Raw genomic sequence first — 19,834 nt, 5'->3', positions numbered from 1 at the left:
ACCGGCCCGGTGTGTACGCCACCCAGGCCCGCACCGCCCCACCCCGACCAGCCCCAGGAAGGAACGGTCATGGACAAGCCCGCGTTCGTCTACGCCCTCTACATCCAGACCACCGCCGAGGAGCTCTACCGGGCGCTGACCGACCCCGAGCTCATCAGGATCTACATGGGCGGCTACGGCCCCGACTCGACCTGGGAGGTGGGCGCACCGGTCCGCTGGAAGATGGACCCGGACGGCGAGTTCGAGGAGGTCGGCCAACGGGTCCTGGCGGCGGAGCCCGGCCGGCGGCTCGCGTACACCTGGCACACCCTCCAGCCCATGCACCGCCAGATGTTCGACTTCGCCTCGGACGAGGAGTGGGACAGGGCCGTCCAGGAGCGGTCGAAGGTGGCCTTCGACATCGAGCCGGCCGAGGAACCCGAGATGGGGATCAGGCTGACGATCACCCACGACGGCTTCGACAGCCCGGACAGCAGGATGCTGAAAGGCGTGAGCGAGGGCTGGGTCGCGATCCTCTCGACGCTCAAGACCCTCCTGGAGGGCGGGAAGTTCCTCGACGAACCGGCCTGAGGGCGGGTGCGGTGCGCCGGGCCCGCCCTCCCTCCCGGTGGAGGCTCAGGCGCCGGGCACCCGGTCGAGGAAGCCGCTGACCGAGGCGATGCGTCCGTCGTCGGCGAGGGCGATCACGTCGGACCCGGCGACGGGCGCCGAGCCGTCGGCGGTGGAGACCAGCTCCCAGCTGAAGCGCACGAGGTCGTGATGGCCGTCCGGCGTGCCGGTGAGCCGGAACTCGAAGCCGGGGAACTGCTGGTGGGCGCCGCCGATCGCGCCCGCGAGACCCTCGTGGCCCCGCACGTCGGCCAGCGGGTCGGTGTAGGTGGCGCTCTCGGTAAAGGCGGCCGCGACGGCCTTCGCCGTCTCCTCGGCGGTGGTCGCGTTCCAGGCGGCGAAGTAGCGCTGGACGGCGTCCTCGTGAGCGGTCATCGTGCTGTTCCTCTCCTCGTGACCCGGCCCTCGGCCGGGCCCTCGTGGGCTCGTGGGGAACACGATGTCCGATGCGCGGAAAGGCGTCGATTACCTCCGGGGTCATGGTCCGGCGGGGGCGCCGGACCGTTCTCTCAGCCCTGGCCGTCCGACACCACATGCATGGCGGCCTCCTCGGCCGACGCCCCGGCCCCGTCGATCCCGACGTCCTCGCCCGCCATGGTGTCCGGCTCGTCGATGTCCAGCTGCCGGGTGAGCCGTCCGGCGCGTACCGTGCCGACCTCCGCGTCCCAGAGCTCGCCGTCGCCGTCGGGCAGATCACCCAGGCCGTCCCCGGCGGCGCCGGGGAAATCGGGGAGCTCACGGGCCAGACGGCCGTCCAGCGACTCGCCGTCGTGCTGCTCGGCGGCGGTGGTACCCCGGTCCTCCACCGCCCACGGGCGCTCGGGCGGGGAGTAGCCCTCGTCGAGCGCGTCGGCCAGCCCCCGGTTGTCCAGGGTGTCCTCGGCATCGAGCTGCTCGGCGAGGTCCGAGGCCTCCGGCTGCTGGGGCTGGTAGACGTCGTCTCCCCTGTCGGCATCCATCATGGTGTCTCCCTTCCCGGCTGCGGGAATCCCGGGCGTGCGTGCCGTACACACGACTCGGGATGAAAGGGGCTATTCATGCGGTGTGCACCCGAGTGCCGTCGAACCGCCCGTATGGCTTCAGGATAAGTGGCACGGGTACGAGCCCGCAGCCGTGGAGCGCCGGCCGGGCGCCGGGGCCCGGTCCGAGAGACGATGGAAGATGCGGGCGGAACATGCCCTGCCCCCATCCGCATCGGAGAACGGACATGGATTACCCGGAGAGCTACCAATTGGTATTTCAGGCGTCCGCCGTGGAGGACGACACAGTGACCGTCCGGCGCACGGAGCAGTCGGGGGCGGGCGGATTTCCGATCTACGAGGACGAGACCGGAATCGTGCGCGCCGAGATCAGCGACCGGGGCGAGGTGCGCATGCTGGCCAGCGGCGGACACCAGGTGCTCGGCACCCCGCTGGTGGTGCGTGAGCCGAGCGGCTGAACGGGTCGGGAGCGGTGGCCGTCAGCCCTCGGTCCAGCCGTGGTTCTTGGCGAACTGCAGCAGCCCGCGCCGGATCTGGAGGATCTGAGCCCCCGTCAGCGACGGCGCGGACTCCAGCAGGACATCGGTGACGTCCCGGGTGTACTCGGCGGCGCTGAGCACATCGCACAGGGCGTCGTCGTCGGCCGTACCGGAGGCGCCCAGGGGCCTCGGCGGGGTCAGCGGCTTCCCGTCGGGCCCCTCGGCGAGCCGGACGGACGAGGCCTTCAGCCCCCGGTCGCCGTCCTCGATCTCGAACTCGACCGCCGTGCCCGTGTGGACGTAGGACTCGGGGATCAGCATGTCGTTCACATGGAGGAAGACGTCCTCACCCCCGTGCTCGGGCGCGATGAAGCCGTATCCCCGAGCTCCGTCGAACCGCACAACGCGACCAGAAACCACACCGACCCCCAGGAAAGAACCGGGCCCCTTGCCCGTACGCCACACATGGCTCGATCGGAGGATAGCCCCGAGCGGCCGGGCCGCGCGACCCGATCGGGAGCAATTCCCCCTCCCCGGGCCGGGCGGCTCATCTGACCCGGCGCGCGGGCGGGGCCGCGCTCCCGGCCGCCAGCGGGGAGCGGGCCAGCTCCATGCAGCCCGCCGTGATCAGGCCGAGCGCGACCAGTTCGGGCAGCACCCACCAGCCGGTGCGCAGCTCCTCGCCGAACAGCGTCACCCCGTACACCACGCTGATCAGGGCGTCCCCGAGGGTCAGCATCGGCTGGACGGCGACCAGGGTGCCCGCCTGGAGGGCGTTCTGGAGGAGGAAGAGGGCGCCCACCCCGGCCGCCGCGGTGGCGTACAGCTGCCAGGACGTCAGCAGCGCCGTCGCTCCGCCGCCCCCGTCGAGCCGCGCCATGGCGTCCTTCATGAGCGCGGCCGTCAGCGCGTACCCGCACGCGGCGGCGAGGCCGAGCAGTGCGCCCCGGGTGTTGCCGCGGCTGCCCAGGGCCGCGCAGATCAGCGCGGCCTCGAAGAGCCCGGTCAGGATCAGAGTGGGGATCCAGGCCGCTCCGTGCACGGAGGTGCTGCCGCCGCCGGGGGCGGCGGAGGCCATGCCCAGGGCCAGTCCGAGGGTCACGGCCGCCACCCCGTACCAGACCCGTGGGGGCAGCCGGACGCGCATGACGCACGCGGCCATCAGCAGCGTGGCGGGCAGCTCGATCACGAAGATCGGCTGCACCACGGCGATGGCTCCGGTGGCCAGGGCCACGGCCTGGCAGACGGCCGCGACGATCACCAGGCCGATTCCGGCGAGCCAGAGCCGCTGGCGCAGCAGATGCCCGATCAGTGACAGGTGCATCGCCTCGCTGTCGGGGACGGTGCGGGCGGCGCGGCGCTGGAGTACGGAGGCGGCGCCGTTGCTGAGTGCGGTCAGGATGGCGAACAGGACACTGATCACCGACCCATGATGCGGGCGGTGGGGCCGCGATCCGGGGTCCCACGACACGACGGCATGGCGGGCCCGGGACGCCCCGCCTTGCGGACCGGACATGTCCGCAAGGGTGCGGCGGGGCGTCCGCCCGGACTACGGCGCGGTCGTGCCGTAGTCCGGGCGGAGCGCCTGCCAGGCGTCGGCGGCGGCCGCCCCGGGGTGGACGGGGGCGTCGTGCAGCCAGTGGGTGACGAGCCCCATGACGGCCCCGGTGGCGCAGTGGGCGCGCATCTCGACGACGGCGGAGCCGGACGCGCCGACCCCGGCCTCGACCAGCTGGAGTGTCACCTGCTCGGCGACCAGCTGGTGCAGCCGGTTGATGAAGCGCGCCGAACCGCACGGGCCGAGCATCCGGCGGTAGAGCACCGCGTTCGTGTCGACGTGGTCCAGGATGTCGACGAACGTCGGGGGCATGTCCTGCGGCAGCACCACGAGGGGACATCGCGCGACCAGGCCGACCAGGCCGGCCAGCTCGTTCTCCATGGCGTCGAGCAGCAACTCGTCGAGGTCGCGGTAGTGCTGATAGACCGTCGCGCGATTGATCGTGGCCCGCTCGGCGACGTGGGCGATGGTGATGGACTCGGGCTCGTGCTCGGTGGCGAGCTCCAGGACGGCGGCCCGCAACAGGGCGCGGGTCCGCTGCACCCGGGGATCGACGCGCTTGGTCATTTGCCCAGCCTACACCGGTTAGGCAACAGGTGTCGCGGACTGGGGTCCGTCCAGCGCCCGCCCCGTCCCACGGCTGGGATCCTCCAGCAGCAGGCCGTACTCGAGGGCCCGGACGACCGCGAGCGTGCGGTTGGGACAGTTCAGCTTGGCCAGAACGTTGCCCACCAGCCGCTTCACACCGTGCTCGGAGATCTGCAGCCGCCGGGCGGTCTGCTTGTTGCTCAGCCCCTCGGCCACCAGGCGGAGCACCTGGAGTTCGCGCGGGGTCAGCCCGGTGCCCGGTGTTCCCCAGGGCTGCGTCTCGGTGGCCGGCTGGCCGTTCTGCCGCAGCACCCGCCGGGCGAGCGCCGTCGACACGTAGAACTTGCCGGCCATGACGTCCGAGACGGCATCGGCGAAGACCCGTGGCGTGAGCCCGGACCAGTCGACCAGGGCCTGGACGCAGGAGTGGGTGGTCCGGGGCACCCCGAGCGCGTCGGAGCCGTCGACCAGCAGCAGGAGCCGGACCCGGTGTTCGGTCAGGCCGTCGGCGGTGGTCGGGTTCTCCGCGGTCGCGAGCTCCGCCGCGGACATCACGACCAGGTCGCAGCTGTCGACGCCGGCTCGTACGGCTTCCTCACCGGTGCTGAAACACATGACGTCGGCGACGTCCGGAAGGAGACGCAGCATTCCCTCGACCCCGTATCTGAGGACCTCGTTCTGCAGGATCAGCGCGATTCGGAGACCGGTCTCGTCTGATCGGGTTACCACTTGAAATCCTCCTATGTGGAATATCACCTGTGGATCATCAACTGCGAGCAGGGACGGCGATCGCGGATATGAGATCGGCTCGGGCGGGCAGGTCGGTGACCGACCAGGTGCCGAATTCGCATCCCGGAACCTTGTGGTTCACTTCTGCGCAAGCCTGTCCGGGGGTTACGTCGATCGCCCCGAGTTCGGCTTCGATGCCTATTCCGCTGGCCTTGACGACCGCTTCCTTCCTGGTCCAGCAGCGGAGGAACTCGGCCGGGCGGAATTCCGGCGGGACTTCGCCGAGATGGCGGCGTTCGCCGGCGCTCAGGACCCCGGGCGCGAGCGAGGACACATCCATCGGACGCACCCGCTCCAGGTCCACGCCCACCCGGACGCCTTCGGCGGCGGCGCACACCCAGTGCGGCCCGGACCGGGAGAGACTGAACTCCCAGCGCGTGCACGGTCTGTCGATGTACGGCCTGCCGTGGCGCGCGCGGCCGCAACCGGCGCACGGGTGGCGGCCGAACCGGATCTCCGCCGGGTCGCACCCCAGGATTCCGGCGAGACATCGTCGTACCCCGGCGTGCGCGGTGGCGAAGTGTACGGAACGTAGCGGGTCGCGAAAGGCCGCGACCCGTCCGCGCTCCTCGGACGAGAGGAGGTCGAGATCGCCCGGGGCGACTCGGCCGGTGGACCGTCCGTACCGGATCACCACGCCGTCCGGCGTCTCATCGCGGTCGAATTGTTGCAATAGATCCGATGAGAAATTGTTCACAGAAACGAAACACCCCCCGTGTTCGTGCAGGACGGCTCTCGGCCGCTCGCTGCGTTCTCAATGCAACACGGCTCCGCTGTACTTCCGCTGTACGTTCCAGATGCCGCGATACCCGCAACAGAAGGTGACGCTCCGTAAGTTTCCGTTCATTCCGCCGAAGCCGATCGGGCTCCCCGATCGGGTACCCCGGACGGGGCGCCCGGAGGTGGCCCCGGCGGACTCCGGACGGCCCCCTCGGGTCGGCCTCCCGACGGGGCGCCGATGGCTGTGAGGATGCTCTCGAATCTGCCGACGCCTGTACGGAGGCCATCGATGACGACATCAGATCCCGACCTGAGCGGCCTTGAGACCGACGTGTGCGTGGTCGGCGGCGGAGCCACCGCCCTGTACGGCGCGCTGCTGTGCGCGCGGGCCGGCCGGTCGGTCGTACTGGTCTCCCCGGAGCCCGGGTTCGAGGCCGCCGGGGCGGGCATCTCACCGCTGCTGGCCCCGCCGACACTCGGACTGCTGGCCGCCTCGGGTATCGACGAGCAACTCGTTGCGGCAGGCCGGAAGGTCCTGGGCGTGGACGATCACGGCAGCACGGGGATGCTCTCCAGCTGGCGGTACGCCGACCACGCCGGGATCGCCCGGCCGTACGGTCTGACCGTGCCGACCGGGACCACCGTCCAGGCACTGCTCGCCGAGCTGCGCGCGCAGCCGGGCGCCACCGTACTGACCGGCGAGGGCGTCGTCTCGGTGGAGCAGGACGGCCAACGCGTCCTGCTCGGCTTCGGACGGACCGTCGAGCAGGACGGCGGCGTGCCCGCGCGGCGACGGATCGCGGCCCGCTACGCCGTGGCCGCCGACGGCCGGCAGTCCGCGCTGCGCGAGCTGGTGGGCGTCCGGCTGGAGGTCTCGGCCTTCGACCGGCCGGCCTGGCTGCTGGTCGCACCGGACGTACCGGGGCGCGAATCCGTTCTGCTGGTCCGGCACCGGGCTCCGCGCGCCCTGTTCACCATCCCCACGCCGGGCCCCTCGTCGGCCATCGTCTGGTCGCCCGACAAGGACCAGGAGGAGCAACTGGAACAGGGCGGTCCGGCCGCGCTGGCCGAACAGATCAAGGAGGTCGACCCCGAGCTGTCCGAGTGGCTGGGCACGGTAGGCGGCCGTACCTCGCCGGTGATGCGGCTGGGCTTCTCGCTCTGGCGGGCTCCTTCCTGGCGCGTCGGCCGGGTGCTGCTGGTCGGGGAGAGCGTGCACGGGCTCCACACGCTCGGCGGCCAGGGGCTCAACCAGTCCCTGCAGGGTGCCGCGTCGGCGGCCAGGGCGATCGACGCGGCCCTCGCCTCCGGGGACCCGGCGGCTATCGAGGAGTACGAGCGGGTGCGCCGCCCGCACGTCGAACGGCTGCAGGACCTCCAGTGGAACCTGCAGGCGCTGGGCTACGGCACCGCACCGGCGGTGAAGGGCGCGCACGAGGACTTCATCGACGTGATGACCGCACTGCCCGCCGAGCTCGTCGCGCAGCTCGCCGGAGGCGATGGCCGGCCCTGACCACGCGAGCGGAACCGATGGAGGGAGGGCGTCCCCGGCCGGGGACGCCCTCCCTCCATCGGTTCCGGTGTCAGCGGCCCGCCGCCGGGACCCGCCGCGCCGGCGGGCGGAGCGCGGACGGGCCGCTTCCGCCCCCGAGTCCGTACGCGGCCCGGAGCCCCTGCTCGACCGCGCGGACGGCGTTCAGGCCCCGGGCGTCGGCCGCGCCGCCCACCAGCCGGTACGGGACGCCGAGCCCCGTCAGCAGCGGACGCAGTCCGTCCGCCGGAACCTGCCCGGCCGCGATCACCACCGAGTCGGCGGGCAGCAGCCGCCGCACACCGTCCGCGTCGGTCAGCAGGACTCCGCCCGGCAGGACGGCCTCGTAGCGGACACCGGTCAGCCACTCGGCGCCGTGGCGCCGCAGCTCGGCCAGCACCGCCCATCGGGTGCTGCGGCCCATGCCCTCGCCGATCCGGCCCGAGCGACGCAGCAGCGTCACCGAGCGGCGCGGGGTCAGCAGATGCGCCAGGTCCACGGCGATGCCGCCGCCGCCGATCACCACGACCCGTTCGCCCAGCGCCTCCGGGCGGGCGAACGCCTGCCGGTAGTCGACGACATGGGGCAGGTGCTCGCCCGGCAGACCGGCCGGCCGAGGGAGCACCCCGGTCGCCACCAGCACACCGTCGAAGCGCCGCAGCGACTCCGCGTCCGAGTCCTCGACGGGGTGGTTCAGCCGCACCGTCACCCCGAGCCGGCGCAGCTCCCCGGCGAAGTACCGCACGGTGGCGCCGAAGTCGGCCTTGCCGGGGACGAGCCGGGCGAGCCGGAACTGACCGCCGAGTTCGGCCCCGGCCTCGAAGAGCTCCACCCGGTGGCCGAACGCGGCCAGCGCCCGAGCGCCCTCCAGCCCGGCGGGACCGCCGCCGACCACCGCGAAACGGCCGTGTCCGGTGCGGCGCCGACGCGCGGGCACCGGGAACTCGGTCTCCCGCCCGGCCCGCGGATTGACCAGGCAGGAGACCGGTTCGTCGCCGAGCGAACGGTCGATGCACGCCTCGTTGCAGGCGATGCAGACGTTCGCCGCCGGGCCGTTCACCAGACGGGACTTGCGTACGATCTCCGGGTCGGCCAGGAACGGGCGGGCCATGGACACGAAGTCGGCGTCCTCGCGGGCCAGGACCCGCTCCGCGAGCTCCAGCCGGTTGATCCGGTTGGAGGCGATCACCGGGGTGGGCAGTCCGGCCCGCCGCAGCGACCGGCGGATCTCCCGGGCGTGCCCCACCCAGGCGCCCGGCTCCACCACGCTCTGCACCGTCGGTGTCCGGGACTCGTGCCAGCCGACGCCCACGTTGAGTGCCGCGACCCCGGCGCGGGCCAGCAGACGGGCGAACCGGTGGACCTCGTCCGCCGTACTGGACCCCTCCATCAGATCGGCGCCGGAGATCCGGAACAGTACGGGGAAATCCGGCCCGGTCGACGCCCGCACGGCATCCAGCACCGCGAGCGGGAACCGCATCCGGCGCCGGGCGTCACCGCCCCAGTGGTCCTCGCGCAGATTGGTCAGCGGGGAGAGGAACTGGTTGAGCAGGTAGCCCTCGGAGGCCATCACCTCCACCGCGTCGAAACCCAGCTCGCGGGCGCGCGCCGCACCGGCCGCGAACGCGCCGAGCAGCTCCGCCACCCCGTCCTCGTCCAGGGCCCGCGGCACCCCGAAGGGGCCCGGCACCGCCGACGGCGCGACTGGGGTGCGGCCGGTCGCCGCCGATGAGGTGTAGCGGCCGGCGTGGAAGAGCTGGAGGGCGATCCGTCCGCCCTCGCGGTGGACGGCGTCCGCCCACGCCCCGAGGGCCCGGTGCCGGGCGGGGTCGTCGATCCGGGCGTAGTGCGGCCCGCCGGAGCCTTCCGGGCTCACCGCGCAGCCGCCGGTGACGATGAGCCCGGCGCCGCCCCGGGCGCGCTCTGCGTAGAAGGCGGCCATCGCGGCGCCGCCGTCCTCGCGGGTCTCCAGGTTGAGGTGCATGGCACCCATGACGATCCGGTTGGCGAGAGTCAGCCCGCCCATGTCGCCGGGGCGGAACACGTGCTTCAGCACCTGAGGGCCTTTCGTTCGGAACGGGCCGGAGCGGGCCGGAGCGGGACGGACCGGAGCGCGGCGTACCGCGTCGGTCGCCGCGCTCCGGTCCGCCGGGGAGCGCGGAACCGCCCTCAGCTCTCCCCGACCGGCCGCGGGGGCAGGGTGAGCGGTGCGGAGGCGTCGGAGAAGAACGGCGGGGCGACCACGCTCAGGCCGCCGTCCACCACCAGGGTCTGCCCGGTGACGTACTCCGAGGCGGGCGAGAGCAGGAAGGCGATGACCTCCGCCACCTCCTGGACGCTGCCGGGCCTGCCCTTCGGGATCCGGTCGAGGACCGTGTCCATGTCGGGCATGCCGGGCACACCGTAGAAGAACTCCAGCGAGTCCGAATCGATCAGCCCGCCGTTCACCGCGTTCACATTGACGCCGTACGGAGCGAACTCCAGCGCCATGTAGCGGACCCAGGACTCCAGCGCCGCCTTCATCGACCCGAGTGCGGCGTACGTCGGATAGGCGCGGATGCTGCCGTAGCTCGACAGCGCCACGATCCGCCCGCCGTCGTCCATCAGCCGGACGGCCTGCTGGGCGCCGAGCACGAACGGCCGGAGGTTCATCGCGTACGACCGGTCCAGATGGTGCGGCTTCAGATCCATGATGTTCTTGAACGCGCCGGCCGCCGCGTTGGAGACGAAGTGGTCGAGCCGCCCGAACTCCGCACGCACCGTCGAGAACAGCTCCTCGACGCCCTCCACGGACTCCACGTCCGCCCGCACGGCGAGGCCCCGTCCGCCGGCCTCCTCCAGCTCGGCCACCGTCTTGTCGGCCAGATCGGCGTTCTTCTTGTAGTTCACCACCACGGTGGCGCCGCCCCGGCCGAGGGTGAGCGCGAGCGCCCTGCCGATCCCCCTGGACGCGCCGGTGATCAGCGCGATCCGGTCCTCGAACCGCCCGGCGACGGGGCTCACCGCCCGGCCCCCGCACCGCTCAGGAGCTCCCGGAACACGACCGCCTTCTGGATCTCGTTGGTGCCCTCCTCGAAGCGCTGGGCCCGTGCGTCCCGGTACACCCGCTCGATGGGGCTGCTCTTCCAGTACCCCGAACCCCCGTGCACCTGAAGGGCCTTGTCGGTGACACGGGTGAGCATGTCGACCGCCGTCAGCTTGGCCATCGAGGAGAGCTTCGCCGCGTCCCGCTCACCGGCCTCCCAGCGGCGCGCCGCGTGCAGGGCCAGCTGACGGCTCGCCTCGATGTCGGCCTCGTTCTCCGCGAGCATGAACTGGAGTGCCTGCCGGGAGGTCAGCGGCTTGCCGAAGGTCACCCGGCCGCGGGCGTACTCCAGCGCCAGTTCCTGGGCCCGGCTCGCCAGCCCCACACAGCTCATCGCCACCGATATCCGGGACGGCGTCAGGAACCCGCCCAGGGCGACCGCCAGGCCGTCCCCCTCGGCGCCGAGACGGTTGGCCACCGGCACGGGCGTGCGGTCGAAGGTCAGCCGGGCGTGGTCGGTGCCCACCACGCCCATGGTCTGCGAGGTGTCCTCGACCGTCACTCCGGGGGCGTCGCGCGGCACCATGAGCGCCACCGTTCCCTCGTGGCCGGTGCTGCCCGCCACCCGCGCGGCCAGCAGCCAGTAGTCGCAGCGCACCCCGAAGGTGATCAGGTGCTTCGCGCCGGTCAGGTAGTACGTGTCGCCGTCCCGGACCACGGTCGAGCGCAGGTCCGCGCCGGAGCCGGCCTGCGGTTCGGTGAGCGTGAAGGCGACCCTGATCCGGCCCGCGACCGAGGGCAGCACGAACCTCTCGCGCTGCTCGGCGGTGGCGAACTCGTCCATCGCCCGCCAGGTGCCGTTGACCACGTGCACGATCATCCGGATCGAGGCGTGCGAGCGGGCGAACAGCTCGATCAGCTCCATCCACTGGGGGAACGAGACACCGCGTCCGCCGTACTCGGGCGGCGCGGCCAGCGACAGATAGCCGCGCTCGCGCAGTTCGGTCCACAGCTCCTCCGGCACCGTGCCCGAGGACTCGATGCGGTGCGCCCACTCCTCGGCGGGCCCTGCGACGTACTCGGCGATCTCCGCCCGGAGCGGCCCGAACTCCGCCGGGTCGAGGGCCGTTGTGCGCGGGGCGACATCTGTGGCGTTCATGCGTGCTGCTCCTCGGGGACGGTCCGGGGCGGGGCGTCCGCCCGCTCCCGGAGGACGAACTTCTGTACCTTGCCCGCCGGATTGCGCGGCAGCCGGTCCACCAGCCGCAGCCGCTCCGGCCAGTAGTGCTTGGAAACCTGGTGCTGCTCCAGGTACTTGCGCACGGCCTCCAGGTCGAGGTCGCCGCCGTCGGTGAGCACGACGAAGGCGCAGGCGCGTTCGCCGAGCCGCTCGTCGGGCATCCCGACCACCGCCACCTCGTCGACCGAGGGATGGCGGTGCAGCAGTTCCTCTATCTCCGCGACCGGCACCTTCTCGCCGCCCCGGTTGATGACGTCCTTGACCCGGCCGGTGATCCGCAGGCAGCCGTCGGCGCCGATCACCGCCAGATCACCGGTCCGGTACCAGCCGTCCCCGGTCCACACCTCGGCGGTGAGGTCGGGGCGGTCGAGATAGCCGACGAAGGGGGTCGGGGTGTGGATCTCCAGATTGCCCTCGCGGCCCGCCACGAGCACCGTCCCGGTGTCGTCGGTGACCCGAAGCCGGACACCGTCCATCGCGCGGCCGTCGGAACCCCAGGCCGCGGCGGGCTCGTCGTCCGGCGCGGACAGCGCCCCCAGGCAGGTCTCGGTGGTGCCGAACGCCCCGCACACGGCGGCGCCCAGCACCCGCGTCGCCCGCTCGGCGAGCCGGCGCGGCACGGCTGCACCGGCGACCACGAAGATCCGCAGCGCGGAGGGGACCGGCCGGCCGCCGCTCACCTCCCGCACCAGATCGGCCAGGAACGGGGTCGCCGCCTGGACGAAGGTGGCGCGGTGCTCGCGCAGCGCCCGCAGGGCCGTCCCGGCGTCCCACTGCGCCTGCACCAGTTGGGGCACGCCCAGGGTGACGCCCAGCCACATGCCGTAGAGGAAGCCGGTCTGATGGGCCAGCGGGGAAGGGATGTGGACGACATCGCCGTCGTCGAGGCCCAGCCGTTCGACCTGGAGGCGGACCGCGTGGGCGAGGGTGTCGTGGCGGTGCAGTACGCCCTTGGGCTCGCCGGTGGTGCCGGAGGTGAAGAGCAACTGGGCGAGCGCGTCGGGAGCGGGACCGCGGGTGGCGAGCGCCGAGGGGTCCGGCTCGGCAGCGGTGACCGCCGCGTTCCAGTCCGACCAGCCGAGTCCCGTGCCCTCGGCGGGCAACTCCACCGGGGCACGGTCGGCGGAGACCACCGAGACATGGCGCAGCGCGCCCCGGGCGGCCGGGTCCTCGGCGAGCCAGGCCGCGGTCTCCCGGCCGTGCTCGCGGTTGCGGAAGCGGTCGGGGACCAGCAGCACCCGTGCGCCGGAGCGGCGCAGGGCGAAGGCCAGTTCACGCTCGCGGAAGATCGGCATCAGCGGGCAGCAGACCGCACCGATCCGCAGCACCGCCAGCGAGACCTCGACGAACTCGGCCCAGTTGGGCAACTGGTAGGCCACCGGCTCGCCCGGCTCGACGCCGAGGGACAGCAGGGTCGCGGCCGCCTTGTCCACCCGGCGGTCCAGCTCGCGCCAGGTGAGAGAGGTGTCGCCGCCCAGGCGCACATCCACCACGGCGGTGGCGTCCGGCCGCTGCCGGGCCCAGTGCCGCAGCAGGCCGGGCAGTGATTCCGGCGGGGTGGCGGGCGTGGCCGGTTCGACGGACATCCGGAGCCCGAGGCCGGTCATGTCGTCCAGGAAGGCCGGGTAGGAGATCCGGTAGGCGCGCGGATAGGTCAGGGTGCTGATACCCCGGGCTCTGGTACCGGCCAGCGCGAGCGACATCAGCACCCGGTGGTCGTTGTACGAGGAGAGCCTGGCGCCTTCCAGCCCGGTCACCCCGCGGACCAGCAGCCGGTCGCCCGCGACGCGGAGGTCGCCGCCCATGGAGTTGAGCTGGAGCATCGCCGCGACCCGGTCGGACTCCTTGAGCCGGACATGGCCGATGTGCTCGAAGACCGTCTCGCCCGCCGCGAAGGTCGCCAGCGTGGCGAGCGCCGGGAGCATGTCGGGGATGCCCCGGCAGTCCACGGTGGTGGCGCGCGGCCGCACGCCGTCATGGCGTATCCGCAGGCCGCCCGCCCGTTCGTCGAGCTCCATGGGCACGCCCATCCGCCGGACCACGTCGAGGAAGCGCGCCTCCGGGTGGTCCACGGGGTCGCCGTCGATCCGGGGGATGCCGCGCAGCAGCACGTCGGAGGGGTGGAGGGCGGCGGCGACGATGCCGAACGCGGCGGAGCCGAGGTCCGGCGGGATCGTCAGATCGGTCGGGGCGGCCCGCTGGCCGGGTTCGATCTCGAACCGCCGCCAGTCGTCCGAGACGTCCACCCGCAGGCCGAAGCGGCGCATCATCGCCACCGTCAGCTCGATGTACGGTTGCTCGTTGACCGGGCCCGCCACCTCGATGACGGTGCGCCCGGTGGCGAACGGGGCGAGCAGGACCAGTCCGGACACCCACTGGGACAGAGTGCCGGGAATGACCACGTGCCCGCCGGACGGACGCCCCGGCCGCACCCGCACCGGAGGGCAGCCGTCCGCCGAGTCCAGCCGGACGCCCAGCTCGCGCAGGGCGTCCAGCAGCGGACCCACCGGCCGGCGCTGGAAGTACTTCTGGCCGGTGACGGTGACGGGGGAGTCGGCGAGCGCGGCGAGCCCCAGCATGAAGTACAGCGTGGTCCCGGAACTCCCGGCCGAGACGCTCTCGTGGCGTGGCCGGTAGGGGCCGCCCCGCACGACGTAGCTGTCGCCCTCGACGGTGATCCGGGTGCCGAGGTCGCGCAGCAGCCGGACGGTGTACTGCACATGACGGGCGTCCGAGACGCCGGTGATCCGGCTGGTGCCCTCGGCGAGCGAGGCGAGTATCAGCGCCCGGTGCACGTGGTACTTGGACGGCGGAACCGGAAGCTCACCCCTGAGTGGCTGCCGGTTCGGCCTGAGCGTGAGAAACATGAACTGCCTTTCCGGCTCGGCGGGTCGGGGCGACGCTCCTATTCCGGGATCGCGCCGTGCTCCAGATAGGCGACGGCGCGGCCCACCGTGCTGAGCCGGTCGAAGACCTCGTTCGGCACCTCGACGCCGAAGCGGCGCTGGACCAGGACGAAAACGGACACGATGGACAGCGAGTCGAGTTCCAGGTCGTCGACGAACGAGGACTCCAAAGTCACCTGGTCGGCCGGGACTTCGGCGACCTCGTCGAGGATCTCCTTGAGGACCTGCAGGGTGTCGCTCTGAACGGTGCTCATGGTCGGTCTCCTAGCGGACGGATCGGGTGTCATCGGTGAGGACGGGAGGCGTGGCAGCCGGAACGGGCGCGGTCACCGGCGCCGTGGGCAGCCGGATCACCTGGCCCGCCCAGACGAGGCCGGTCCCGAAGGACAGCAGCAGGGCGAGGCCGCCGGGCGTCGCGGCGCCGGTGGCCAACATCTCCTGCATGGCGAGGGGGATGGACACGGCGGAGGTGTTGCCGTGGGTCTCGATGCTGCGGGCCACCGAGACGTGGTCCGGCAGCTTCAGTTCGCTGACCAGCTGGTCGGTGATCCGGGCGTTGGCCTGGTGCGGGATGAAGGAGTCGAGCGCGTCGGCGCTCACCCCGGCACGTTCCAGGGCCCGCTCGGCGACCGGGCCGAGGTGGTACGCGGCCCACTTGAACACCTCGCGGCCGTTCATGGTGATCCGCGGCCAGGGGGTCTCGGGGGCGTCGCGCAGCGCGCTCCAGGAGGCGCTCTGGCGGATGGTGTCCTTCTGGGAGCCGTCCGAGCCCCAGACGACCGGGCCGATGCCGGCCTGCCCGCTCGGGCCGACGACGACCGCGCCGGCGCCGTCACCGAACAGGAAGGCGGTGCCCTTGTCCCCGGTGTCGGTCAGCTCGGACAGCCGTTCCACCGCGATCAGCAGGACGTACGCGGCGCTCCCGGCGGCCACCATGTCGGAGGCCAGCGCGAGGCCGTAGCAGAATCCGGCGCAGCCCGCCGAGATGTCGAACGCGCCGGGGGCCGCCGCGCCGATCCGGTGCGCGACCCCGGCCGCGAGCGAGGGGAACTGGTGCAGGTGCGAGACGGTCGAGACGATGACGCAGCCCACCTGGTCCGCGGTGATCCCGGCGTTCTCCAGGGCCCGTTCGGCAGCCGTGGCGGCCATGAACTCCACCGTCTCCGACGGGTCGGCCCAGTGCCGCAGCCGGATGCCGGAGCGGCTGCGGATCCACTCGTCCGAGGAGTCGATCCGCTCGCAGATCATCGCGTTGGTGACCGGCCGCGAAGGCAGATAGGTGCCGAGTCCCCAAAGACTGGTCGCCGCGCCCCGCAGCGTCGCGGCGGCCGCCGCCGAGGGGGCGCTCACGACGCGACCGCCACGGGCGCGAAGTCCTCCGGGCCGCACCAGCGCACCAGCGCGGCGCCCATGCTGAAGCCCGAGCCGAACGCGGTGAGCAGCACCTGGTCGCCGGGGGAGAGGCGGCCGAGGTCCTCGGCCTCCCTGAGCACCAGGGGCACACTGGCGCCCGAAGTGTTCCCGTACTTCTGGATGTTGATGACCGTCCGGTCCATCGGCACGCCGAGTTCGCGCATGATCCCCTGGAGGATGTACAGGTTCGCCTGGTGCAGCGCGAAGAGGTCGATGTCGTCGGCGGTCCGGCCGGCGGTGTCCAGCAGTTCCTTGATGAACCCCGGCACCCGGCCGACCGCGAACGCGTGCACGGCCTTGCCGTCCAGCGCGCCGAAGTTGTCGCCGAAGCCGCTGCTCATCGGGGTTCCGTCGCGACGGTGGCGCTTCTCGCGGGCCACCCAGACCGATTCGTAGCCGGACGGGTCGCTGCGCAGCAGCGTGGTGCCGATCCCGCGGCCGGGGGTGCAGCGCTCCAGGAGGTAGCAGGCCGCCCCGTCGCCGAAGATGACCGCCGGGCCGGGGTCCTTCCAGTCCATGGTCCGGGTGCTGACGTCCGCCATCACCACGGCGACCCGGCGGAACTGGCCGGTGGCGATGTACTTCGCGCCCACGTCCAGGGCGAACACCCCGCCAGGACAGGCGCCGCTGTTGATGTCGAAACCGGTCGCGCCGCTCGCACCGGCCTTGCGGATGACGAGCATCGCGGTGGGCGGCGTCATGTTGTCCGGTGTGTACGTTCCGCAGACGATCAGGTCGACGTCGGCCGGGATGATTCCCGCGCGGTCGCAGGCGTCCAGCAGCGCCGCCGTGCCGAGGTCCGAGGTCCACTCGCCCTCGGCGGCCATCCGGCGGTTCTCCACGCCGATGTTCGCCCGGATCCAGTCGTCCCGCGTCAGGAGGATCTCCTCCAGATCGGAATTGCTGAGGTTCTTCTCCGGCAGATAGCGGCCGACGGCCCGGATGCCCACACCCCAGGGCCGCTCTTCGGTGCCCGAATTATTCATGGTCGGTCTGCAACTCACTTTCGGAATGGGGGAGTCGAACGCGGAATCAGGCGATTCGGCGCCGGGATTCCCGACGGTTCGCCCGTGCCTTCTCCCAGGCGGCGACCGCCTTTTCCACCAGATGCGGATGTCCGTGCAGCACTTCGGCCAGGGCCCGTTCCGCTTCGGCGGAACCGGAGAGGAAATCCATCTCCTGCCGGCCGTTCCGCGCGCGCAGGACGTTGTCGCCCATCACCACGGTCTTCCCGTCGGGCAGCACACGGGAGCAGAGCACCGTCCCCGCGAGCGGGGAGTCCTCGGCGGTGCGGTGGAAGTCGACGATCCAGGCGTAGTCGGCGACCTCCAGGTGCTGGTCGCCGATCCGGTAGACCGGTGCCCAGACCCCGTCCGAGCCGGCGCGCAGCAGGGTGCGGTAGCCGTCCCGCTCCACCAGCCGGAATCGCCAGCCGCGCTGCTCCTGCGGCTCGTCGGCCATCAGCAGCGGTTCCAGCGGGGAGAGCATCAGGAAGCCGACGTCGACCAGCCAGCTGTGCCCCTCGGCCTCGACGACGAGCGCCAGATGGTCCCAGTACGGCCACCACTCGTTGCTGACCCGCCACATCTGGCCGGCCACCAGCCGCACCCCGAATCCGAGGGTGCGCAGGAACGCGCCGAACAGGGGCGTGGTCTCCAGGCACGTCCCGCCACGCCTTCGGCGCACCACCCGGTCGAAGGCGGCCGCGAGTTCCAGTGACGGCACCTCGCCGTCGAGCGTGTCGAGCATTTCGTACGGAATCGCGAGCAGATGGGCCGAGCACAGGGCCCGGAGGCATTCGGCACTCGCCTCCAGCGGCCCGTCGTATCCCAGACGGCGCACGTAATCGCTCCACGGGAATGCGTCGGAACCCGAAGACGTGGACGAATTGAATGCGGCGGATTCCAAGGGATTCTCCGATGGCTGTGGATACGGGAGTCACGGGGTGACCGGCCTGTGCCGTGATGAAGTCTCGGGGGAGCGCGACGTCGGCCATAAGACCCGACTGCCCTGACCGAAGGTGCAGCCCGATGACCCCGCCCCGGCGGTGAGATTCGGGTAGCTGGATCAGGTCTTGGCGGCTGTGGCGGGGCGGGCGACAGTACGCAGGACACCGGTCGGCGACGGGGCTCCCGCCGCCGGCCCGGACCCGCAGTCACCTGTGACCCTGGAGAGGCGACGATGAACAGCAACGCCGTGGAAGCGGACGGGGCCGGGACGGCCCGGCGCCCGGCGAACCGCAGCATCCTGTCGGTGCCGCCCGAGCTGGCCGCCGAGCAGCTGATCGCCCGGATGGGCATCGAGATCACCTCGTGGGACGCGGACCGGATGGTCGGCACCATGCCGGTGGCGGGCAACCGCCAGCCGTTCGGCTGGCTCCACGGCGGCGCCAACGCCGTCCTCGCCGAGACACTCGGCTCGCTGGCCGCCGGTATGCACGTGGCGCCCCGCGGCGCGGTCGCCGGGCTCGAACTGTCCTGCACACACCACCGGTCGGCGCGCAGCGGGCTCGTCACCGGAGTCTGCACACCACTGCACCGGGGCGACCGGGTGGTCACCTACCAGGTCGAGATCACCGACAGCCGGTCCCGGCTCACCTGCACGGCCCGGCTGACCTGCCTGATCAGCAAGCGCTGAAACGAGAGGCGGTTCCATGTCCACGCACACCGCGCGGCGCGCGGGCGCCACCGCAGGCCACGACCGCGACCGGGAGACGGAGCCGGGGCGGACCGAATTCCGCCGGGCGATGGGCCTGCTGCCCACCGGAGTCGCCGTGGTCACGGTCGGCAGCGGCGAGCACACGGAGGCGGTGACGGTCGGTTCGCTGGTCTCCGTGTCGCTGGACCCGGCGCTCGTCCTGGTGAGCATCGGCTCGACCGGACGTCTCGTCGCGGCCATCGACCGGGCCGGCGGCTTCGCCGTGAACGTCCTGACGACGGAGCAGAGCGACCTGTCCGCCTGCTTCGCCTCCCACGACCGGCCGCGTGGCCGGGGAGCCGAGGAGCGGCTCGGGGGCGTGGCCGGTGCGAGCGGGCACGTACTGCTGCGTGACGCGGTGCTCTCGTTGGAGTGCCGCACCGAGCACCGCTATCCGGGCGGCGACCATGTGCTGTTCCTCGGCCGGGTCGACGCACTGCACACGGCCGGGGCGGCCGGTGCGCCGCTGGTCCACCACCGCGGCACCTACACCTCGCTGAAGGACCCGTGCTGAGCCCGGCCCGGCCGGTCCCGGCGTCCGCGGCGAGTCCCACGACGAAGGAGCGGAAGAGATGGCACGTTCGGTACTGGTCACCGGTGGCAACCGCGGCATCGGCCTGGCCGTGGCCCGCAGGTTCGCGGCGAACGGGGACAAGGTGGCCGTCACGCACCGGGGCTCCGGCGCCCCCGACGGCCTGTTCGGCGTCAAGTGCGACGTGACGGACGGCGCGGAGGTCGCGAGGGCCTTCGCCGAGGCGGAGGAGGCCCACGGGCCGGTCGAAGTGGTGGTGGCGAACGCCGGCATCACCGAGGACGGCCTGTTGATGCGCATGGGCGACGAGCAGTTCCGGCGGGTGCTCGACACCAACCTCGGCGGCGCCTTCCGCACCGCCCGGCAGGCGGCCACCGACATGGTGCGGCTGCGGCGCGGGCGGATGGTCTTCATGTCCTCGGTCGCCGGGCTGCACGGATCGGCGGGGCAGGCCAACTACGCGGCGGCCAAGGCGGGCATGGTCGGCCTGGCCCGTTCGCTGGCCCGCGAGTTCGGGCCCCGGGGCATCACCGTGAACGTGGTGGCTCCCGGCCTCATCGACACCGACATGAGCGCACACCTCAGCGAGCAGCGGAGGAACGGGATCGTCGCGGGAGTGCCCCTGGGCCGCACCGGCACCGCGGAGGAGGTCGCCGGGGCGGTGTTCTGGCTGGCCTCGGCCGAGGCGGCCTATGTCACCGGAGCCGTGATCCCGGTCGACGGGGGACTGGGCATGGGGCACTGAGCTTCGGGGCCCGGTACGACGA

General features: G+C 72.3%; 20 protein-coding genes and 1 pseudogene. 6 read left to right on the top strand and 15 right to left on the bottom strand.

The window, feature by feature from the left end; all coding sequences use genetic code 11:
• Positions 1–69 precede the first annotated feature (69 nt).
• Positions 70–570 (top strand): SRPBCC domain-containing protein, encoded by a 501-nt coding sequence (locus GA0115234_RS15570; protein ID WP_093542000.1) that lies wholly within the window; start codon positions 70–72, stop codon positions 568–570.
• A gap of 45 nt (positions 571–615) precedes the next feature.
• Here GA0115234_RS15570 and GA0115234_RS15565 read toward each other — a convergent pair whose 3' ends face one another.
• Together GA0115234_RS15565 and GA0115234_RS15560 are read right to left on the bottom strand one after the other, a co-directional pair.
• Entirely contained in the window at positions 616–984 is a 369-nt protein-coding gene (locus GA0115234_RS15565) for a nuclear transport factor 2 family protein (protein WP_093541999.1), read from the bottom strand.
• A gap of 134 nt (positions 985–1,118) precedes the next feature.
• Positions 1,119–1,571: a DUF5709 domain-containing protein gene (locus GA0115234_RS15560; protein ID WP_093541997.1), complete on the bottom strand. Its 453-nt coding sequence runs from the start codon at positions 1,569–1,571 to the stop codon at positions 1,119–1,121.
• A 245-nt stretch (positions 1,572–1,816) separates the two neighbouring features.
• On the opposite strand from GA0115234_RS15560, the gene GA0115234_RS15555 reads away from it, so the two are divergent.
• Positions 1,817–2,047, top strand: coding sequence for a DUF6296 family protein (locus tag GA0115234_RS15555; protein ID WP_093541995.1), 231 nt, complete (start codon positions 1,817–1,819; stop codon positions 2,045–2,047).
• Between the two features lie 21 nt (positions 2,048–2,068).
• Here GA0115234_RS15555 and GA0115234_RS15550 read toward each other — a convergent pair whose 3' ends face one another.
• The 5 genes from GA0115234_RS15550 to GA0115234_RS41830 all read right to left on the bottom strand — a co-directional run bounded on the left by GA0115234_RS15550 (position 2,069) and on the right by GA0115234_RS41830 (position 5,313).
• Entirely contained in the window at positions 2,069–2,488 is a 420-nt protein-coding gene (locus GA0115234_RS15550; RefSeq protein ID WP_093542397.1) for a cold-shock protein, read from the bottom strand.
• A 127-nt stretch (positions 2,489–2,615) separates the two neighbouring features.
• Positions 2,616–3,491, bottom strand: coding sequence for a DMT family transporter (locus GA0115234_RS15545; RefSeq protein ID WP_093541993.1), 876 nt, complete (start codon positions 3,489–3,491; stop codon positions 2,616–2,618).
• Positions 3,492–3,617: 126 nt separating this feature from the next.
• Complete coding sequence (locus tag GA0115234_RS15540; protein ID WP_093541991.1) at positions 3,618–4,193, bottom strand: TetR/AcrR family transcriptional regulator; 576 nt, start codon at positions 4,191–4,193, stop codon at positions 3,618–3,620.
• Positions 4,194–4,211: 18 nt separating this feature from the next.
• Complete coding sequence (locus tag GA0115234_RS15535; protein WP_107405786.1) at positions 4,212–4,943, bottom strand: helix-turn-helix transcriptional regulator; 732 nt, start codon at positions 4,941–4,943, stop codon at positions 4,212–4,214.
• A gap of 37 nt (positions 4,944–4,980) precedes the next feature.
• The gene (locus GA0115234_RS41830) at positions 4,981–5,313 is read right to left on the bottom strand and encodes a 4'-phosphopantetheinyl transferase family protein (protein ID WP_141718426.1); all 333 of its coding nucleotides are present in this window, start codon (positions 5,311–5,313) and stop codon (positions 4,981–4,983) included.
• 699 nt (positions 5,314–6,012) lie between these two features.
• On the opposite strand from GA0115234_RS41830, the gene GA0115234_RS15525 reads away from it, so the two are divergent.
• Complete coding sequence (locus tag GA0115234_RS15525; RefSeq protein ID WP_093541986.1) at positions 6,013–7,236, top strand: FAD-dependent oxidoreductase; 1,224 nt, start codon at positions 6,013–6,015, stop codon at positions 7,234–7,236.
• A gap of 70 nt (positions 7,237–7,306) precedes the next feature.
• Here GA0115234_RS15525 and GA0115234_RS15520 read toward each other — a convergent pair whose 3' ends face one another.
• From GA0115234_RS15520 to GA0115234_RS15485, 8 genes and pseudogenes are all read right to left on the bottom strand, one after another.
• Positions 7,307–9,310 carry an oxidoreductase gene (locus tag GA0115234_RS15520; protein ID WP_093541984.1) on the bottom strand — a complete coding sequence of 668 codons (2,004 nt, stop codon included), beginning with the start codon at positions 9,308–9,310 and terminating at the stop codon, positions 7,307–7,309.
• Between the two features lie 113 nt (positions 9,311–9,423).
• Positions 9,424–10,257: a 1-cyclohexenylcarbonyl-CoA reductase gene (locus GA0115234_RS15515; RefSeq protein ID WP_093541981.1), complete on the bottom strand. Its 834-nt coding sequence runs from the start codon at positions 10,255–10,257 to the stop codon at positions 9,424–9,426.
• A complete protein-coding gene (locus GA0115234_RS15510) occupies positions 10,254–11,438 on the bottom strand; it encodes an acyl-CoA dehydrogenase family protein (protein WP_093541979.1) in 1,185 nt (394 codons plus the stop codon). The genes GA0115234_RS15515 and GA0115234_RS15510 overlap by 4 nt, the downstream gene beginning before the upstream one ends.
• Positions 11,435–14,386, bottom strand: a complete 2,952-nt coding sequence (gene aroA, locus GA0115234_RS15505; protein WP_093541977.1) for a 3-phosphoshikimate 1-carboxyvinyltransferase — start codon at positions 14,384–14,386, stop codon at positions 11,435–11,437. The genes GA0115234_RS15510 and aroA overlap by 4 nt, the downstream gene beginning before the upstream one ends.
• A gap of 38 nt (positions 14,387–14,424) precedes the next feature.
• Positions 14,425–14,679 carry an acyl carrier protein gene (locus GA0115234_RS15500; RefSeq protein WP_093541976.1) on the bottom strand — a complete coding sequence of 85 codons (255 nt, stop codon included), beginning with the start codon at positions 14,677–14,679 and terminating at the stop codon, positions 14,425–14,427.
• An 85-nt stretch (positions 14,680–14,764) separates the two neighbouring features.
• Positions 14,765–15,775 (bottom strand): annotated as a pseudogene (locus GA0115234_RS15495) (beta-ketoacyl-ACP synthase III); the annotation flags it as partial.
• Entirely contained in the window at positions 15,772–16,824 is a 1,053-nt protein-coding gene (locus GA0115234_RS15490; RefSeq protein WP_093541974.1) for a 3-oxoacyl-ACP synthase III family protein, read from the bottom strand. The pseudogene GA0115234_RS15495 and the gene GA0115234_RS15490, both read right to left, overlap by 4 nt.
• 46 nt (positions 16,825–16,870) lie before the next feature.
• Positions 16,871–17,680, bottom strand: coding sequence for an arylamine N-acetyltransferase family protein (locus tag GA0115234_RS15485; RefSeq protein WP_161275603.1), 810 nt, complete (start codon positions 17,678–17,680; stop codon positions 16,871–16,873).
• A gap of 339 nt (positions 17,681–18,019) precedes the next feature.
• Between GA0115234_RS15485 and GA0115234_RS15480 the strand changes: the two genes are divergently transcribed.
• The 3 genes from GA0115234_RS15480 to fabG are packed head-to-tail and all read left to right on the top strand — an operon-like array spanning position 18,020 to position 19,812.
• Positions 18,020–18,475: a PaaI family thioesterase gene (locus GA0115234_RS15480; RefSeq protein WP_093541970.1), complete on the top strand. Its 456-nt coding sequence runs from the start codon at positions 18,020–18,022 to the stop codon at positions 18,473–18,475.
• 16 nt (positions 18,476–18,491) lie between these two features.
• Positions 18,492–19,049, top strand: coding sequence for a flavin reductase family protein (locus GA0115234_RS15475; protein ID WP_093541968.1), 558 nt, complete (start codon positions 18,492–18,494; stop codon positions 19,047–19,049).
• Between the two features lie 58 nt (positions 19,050–19,107).
• A complete protein-coding gene (gene fabG, locus GA0115234_RS15470) occupies positions 19,108–19,812 on the top strand; it encodes a 3-oxoacyl-ACP reductase FabG (RefSeq protein ID WP_093541966.1) in 705 nt (234 codons plus the stop codon).
• Positions 19,813–19,834: the final 22 nt, after the last annotated feature.

The organism is Streptomyces sp. DvalAA-43, assembly GCF_900091725.1.
GTDB lineage: Bacteria > Actinomycetota > Actinomycetes > Streptomycetales > Streptomycetaceae > Streptomyces > Streptomyces pulveraceus.
The sequence above is the reverse complement of the archived record's forward strand: the minus strand, read 5'-3'. Positions and strand labels throughout refer to the sequence as shown.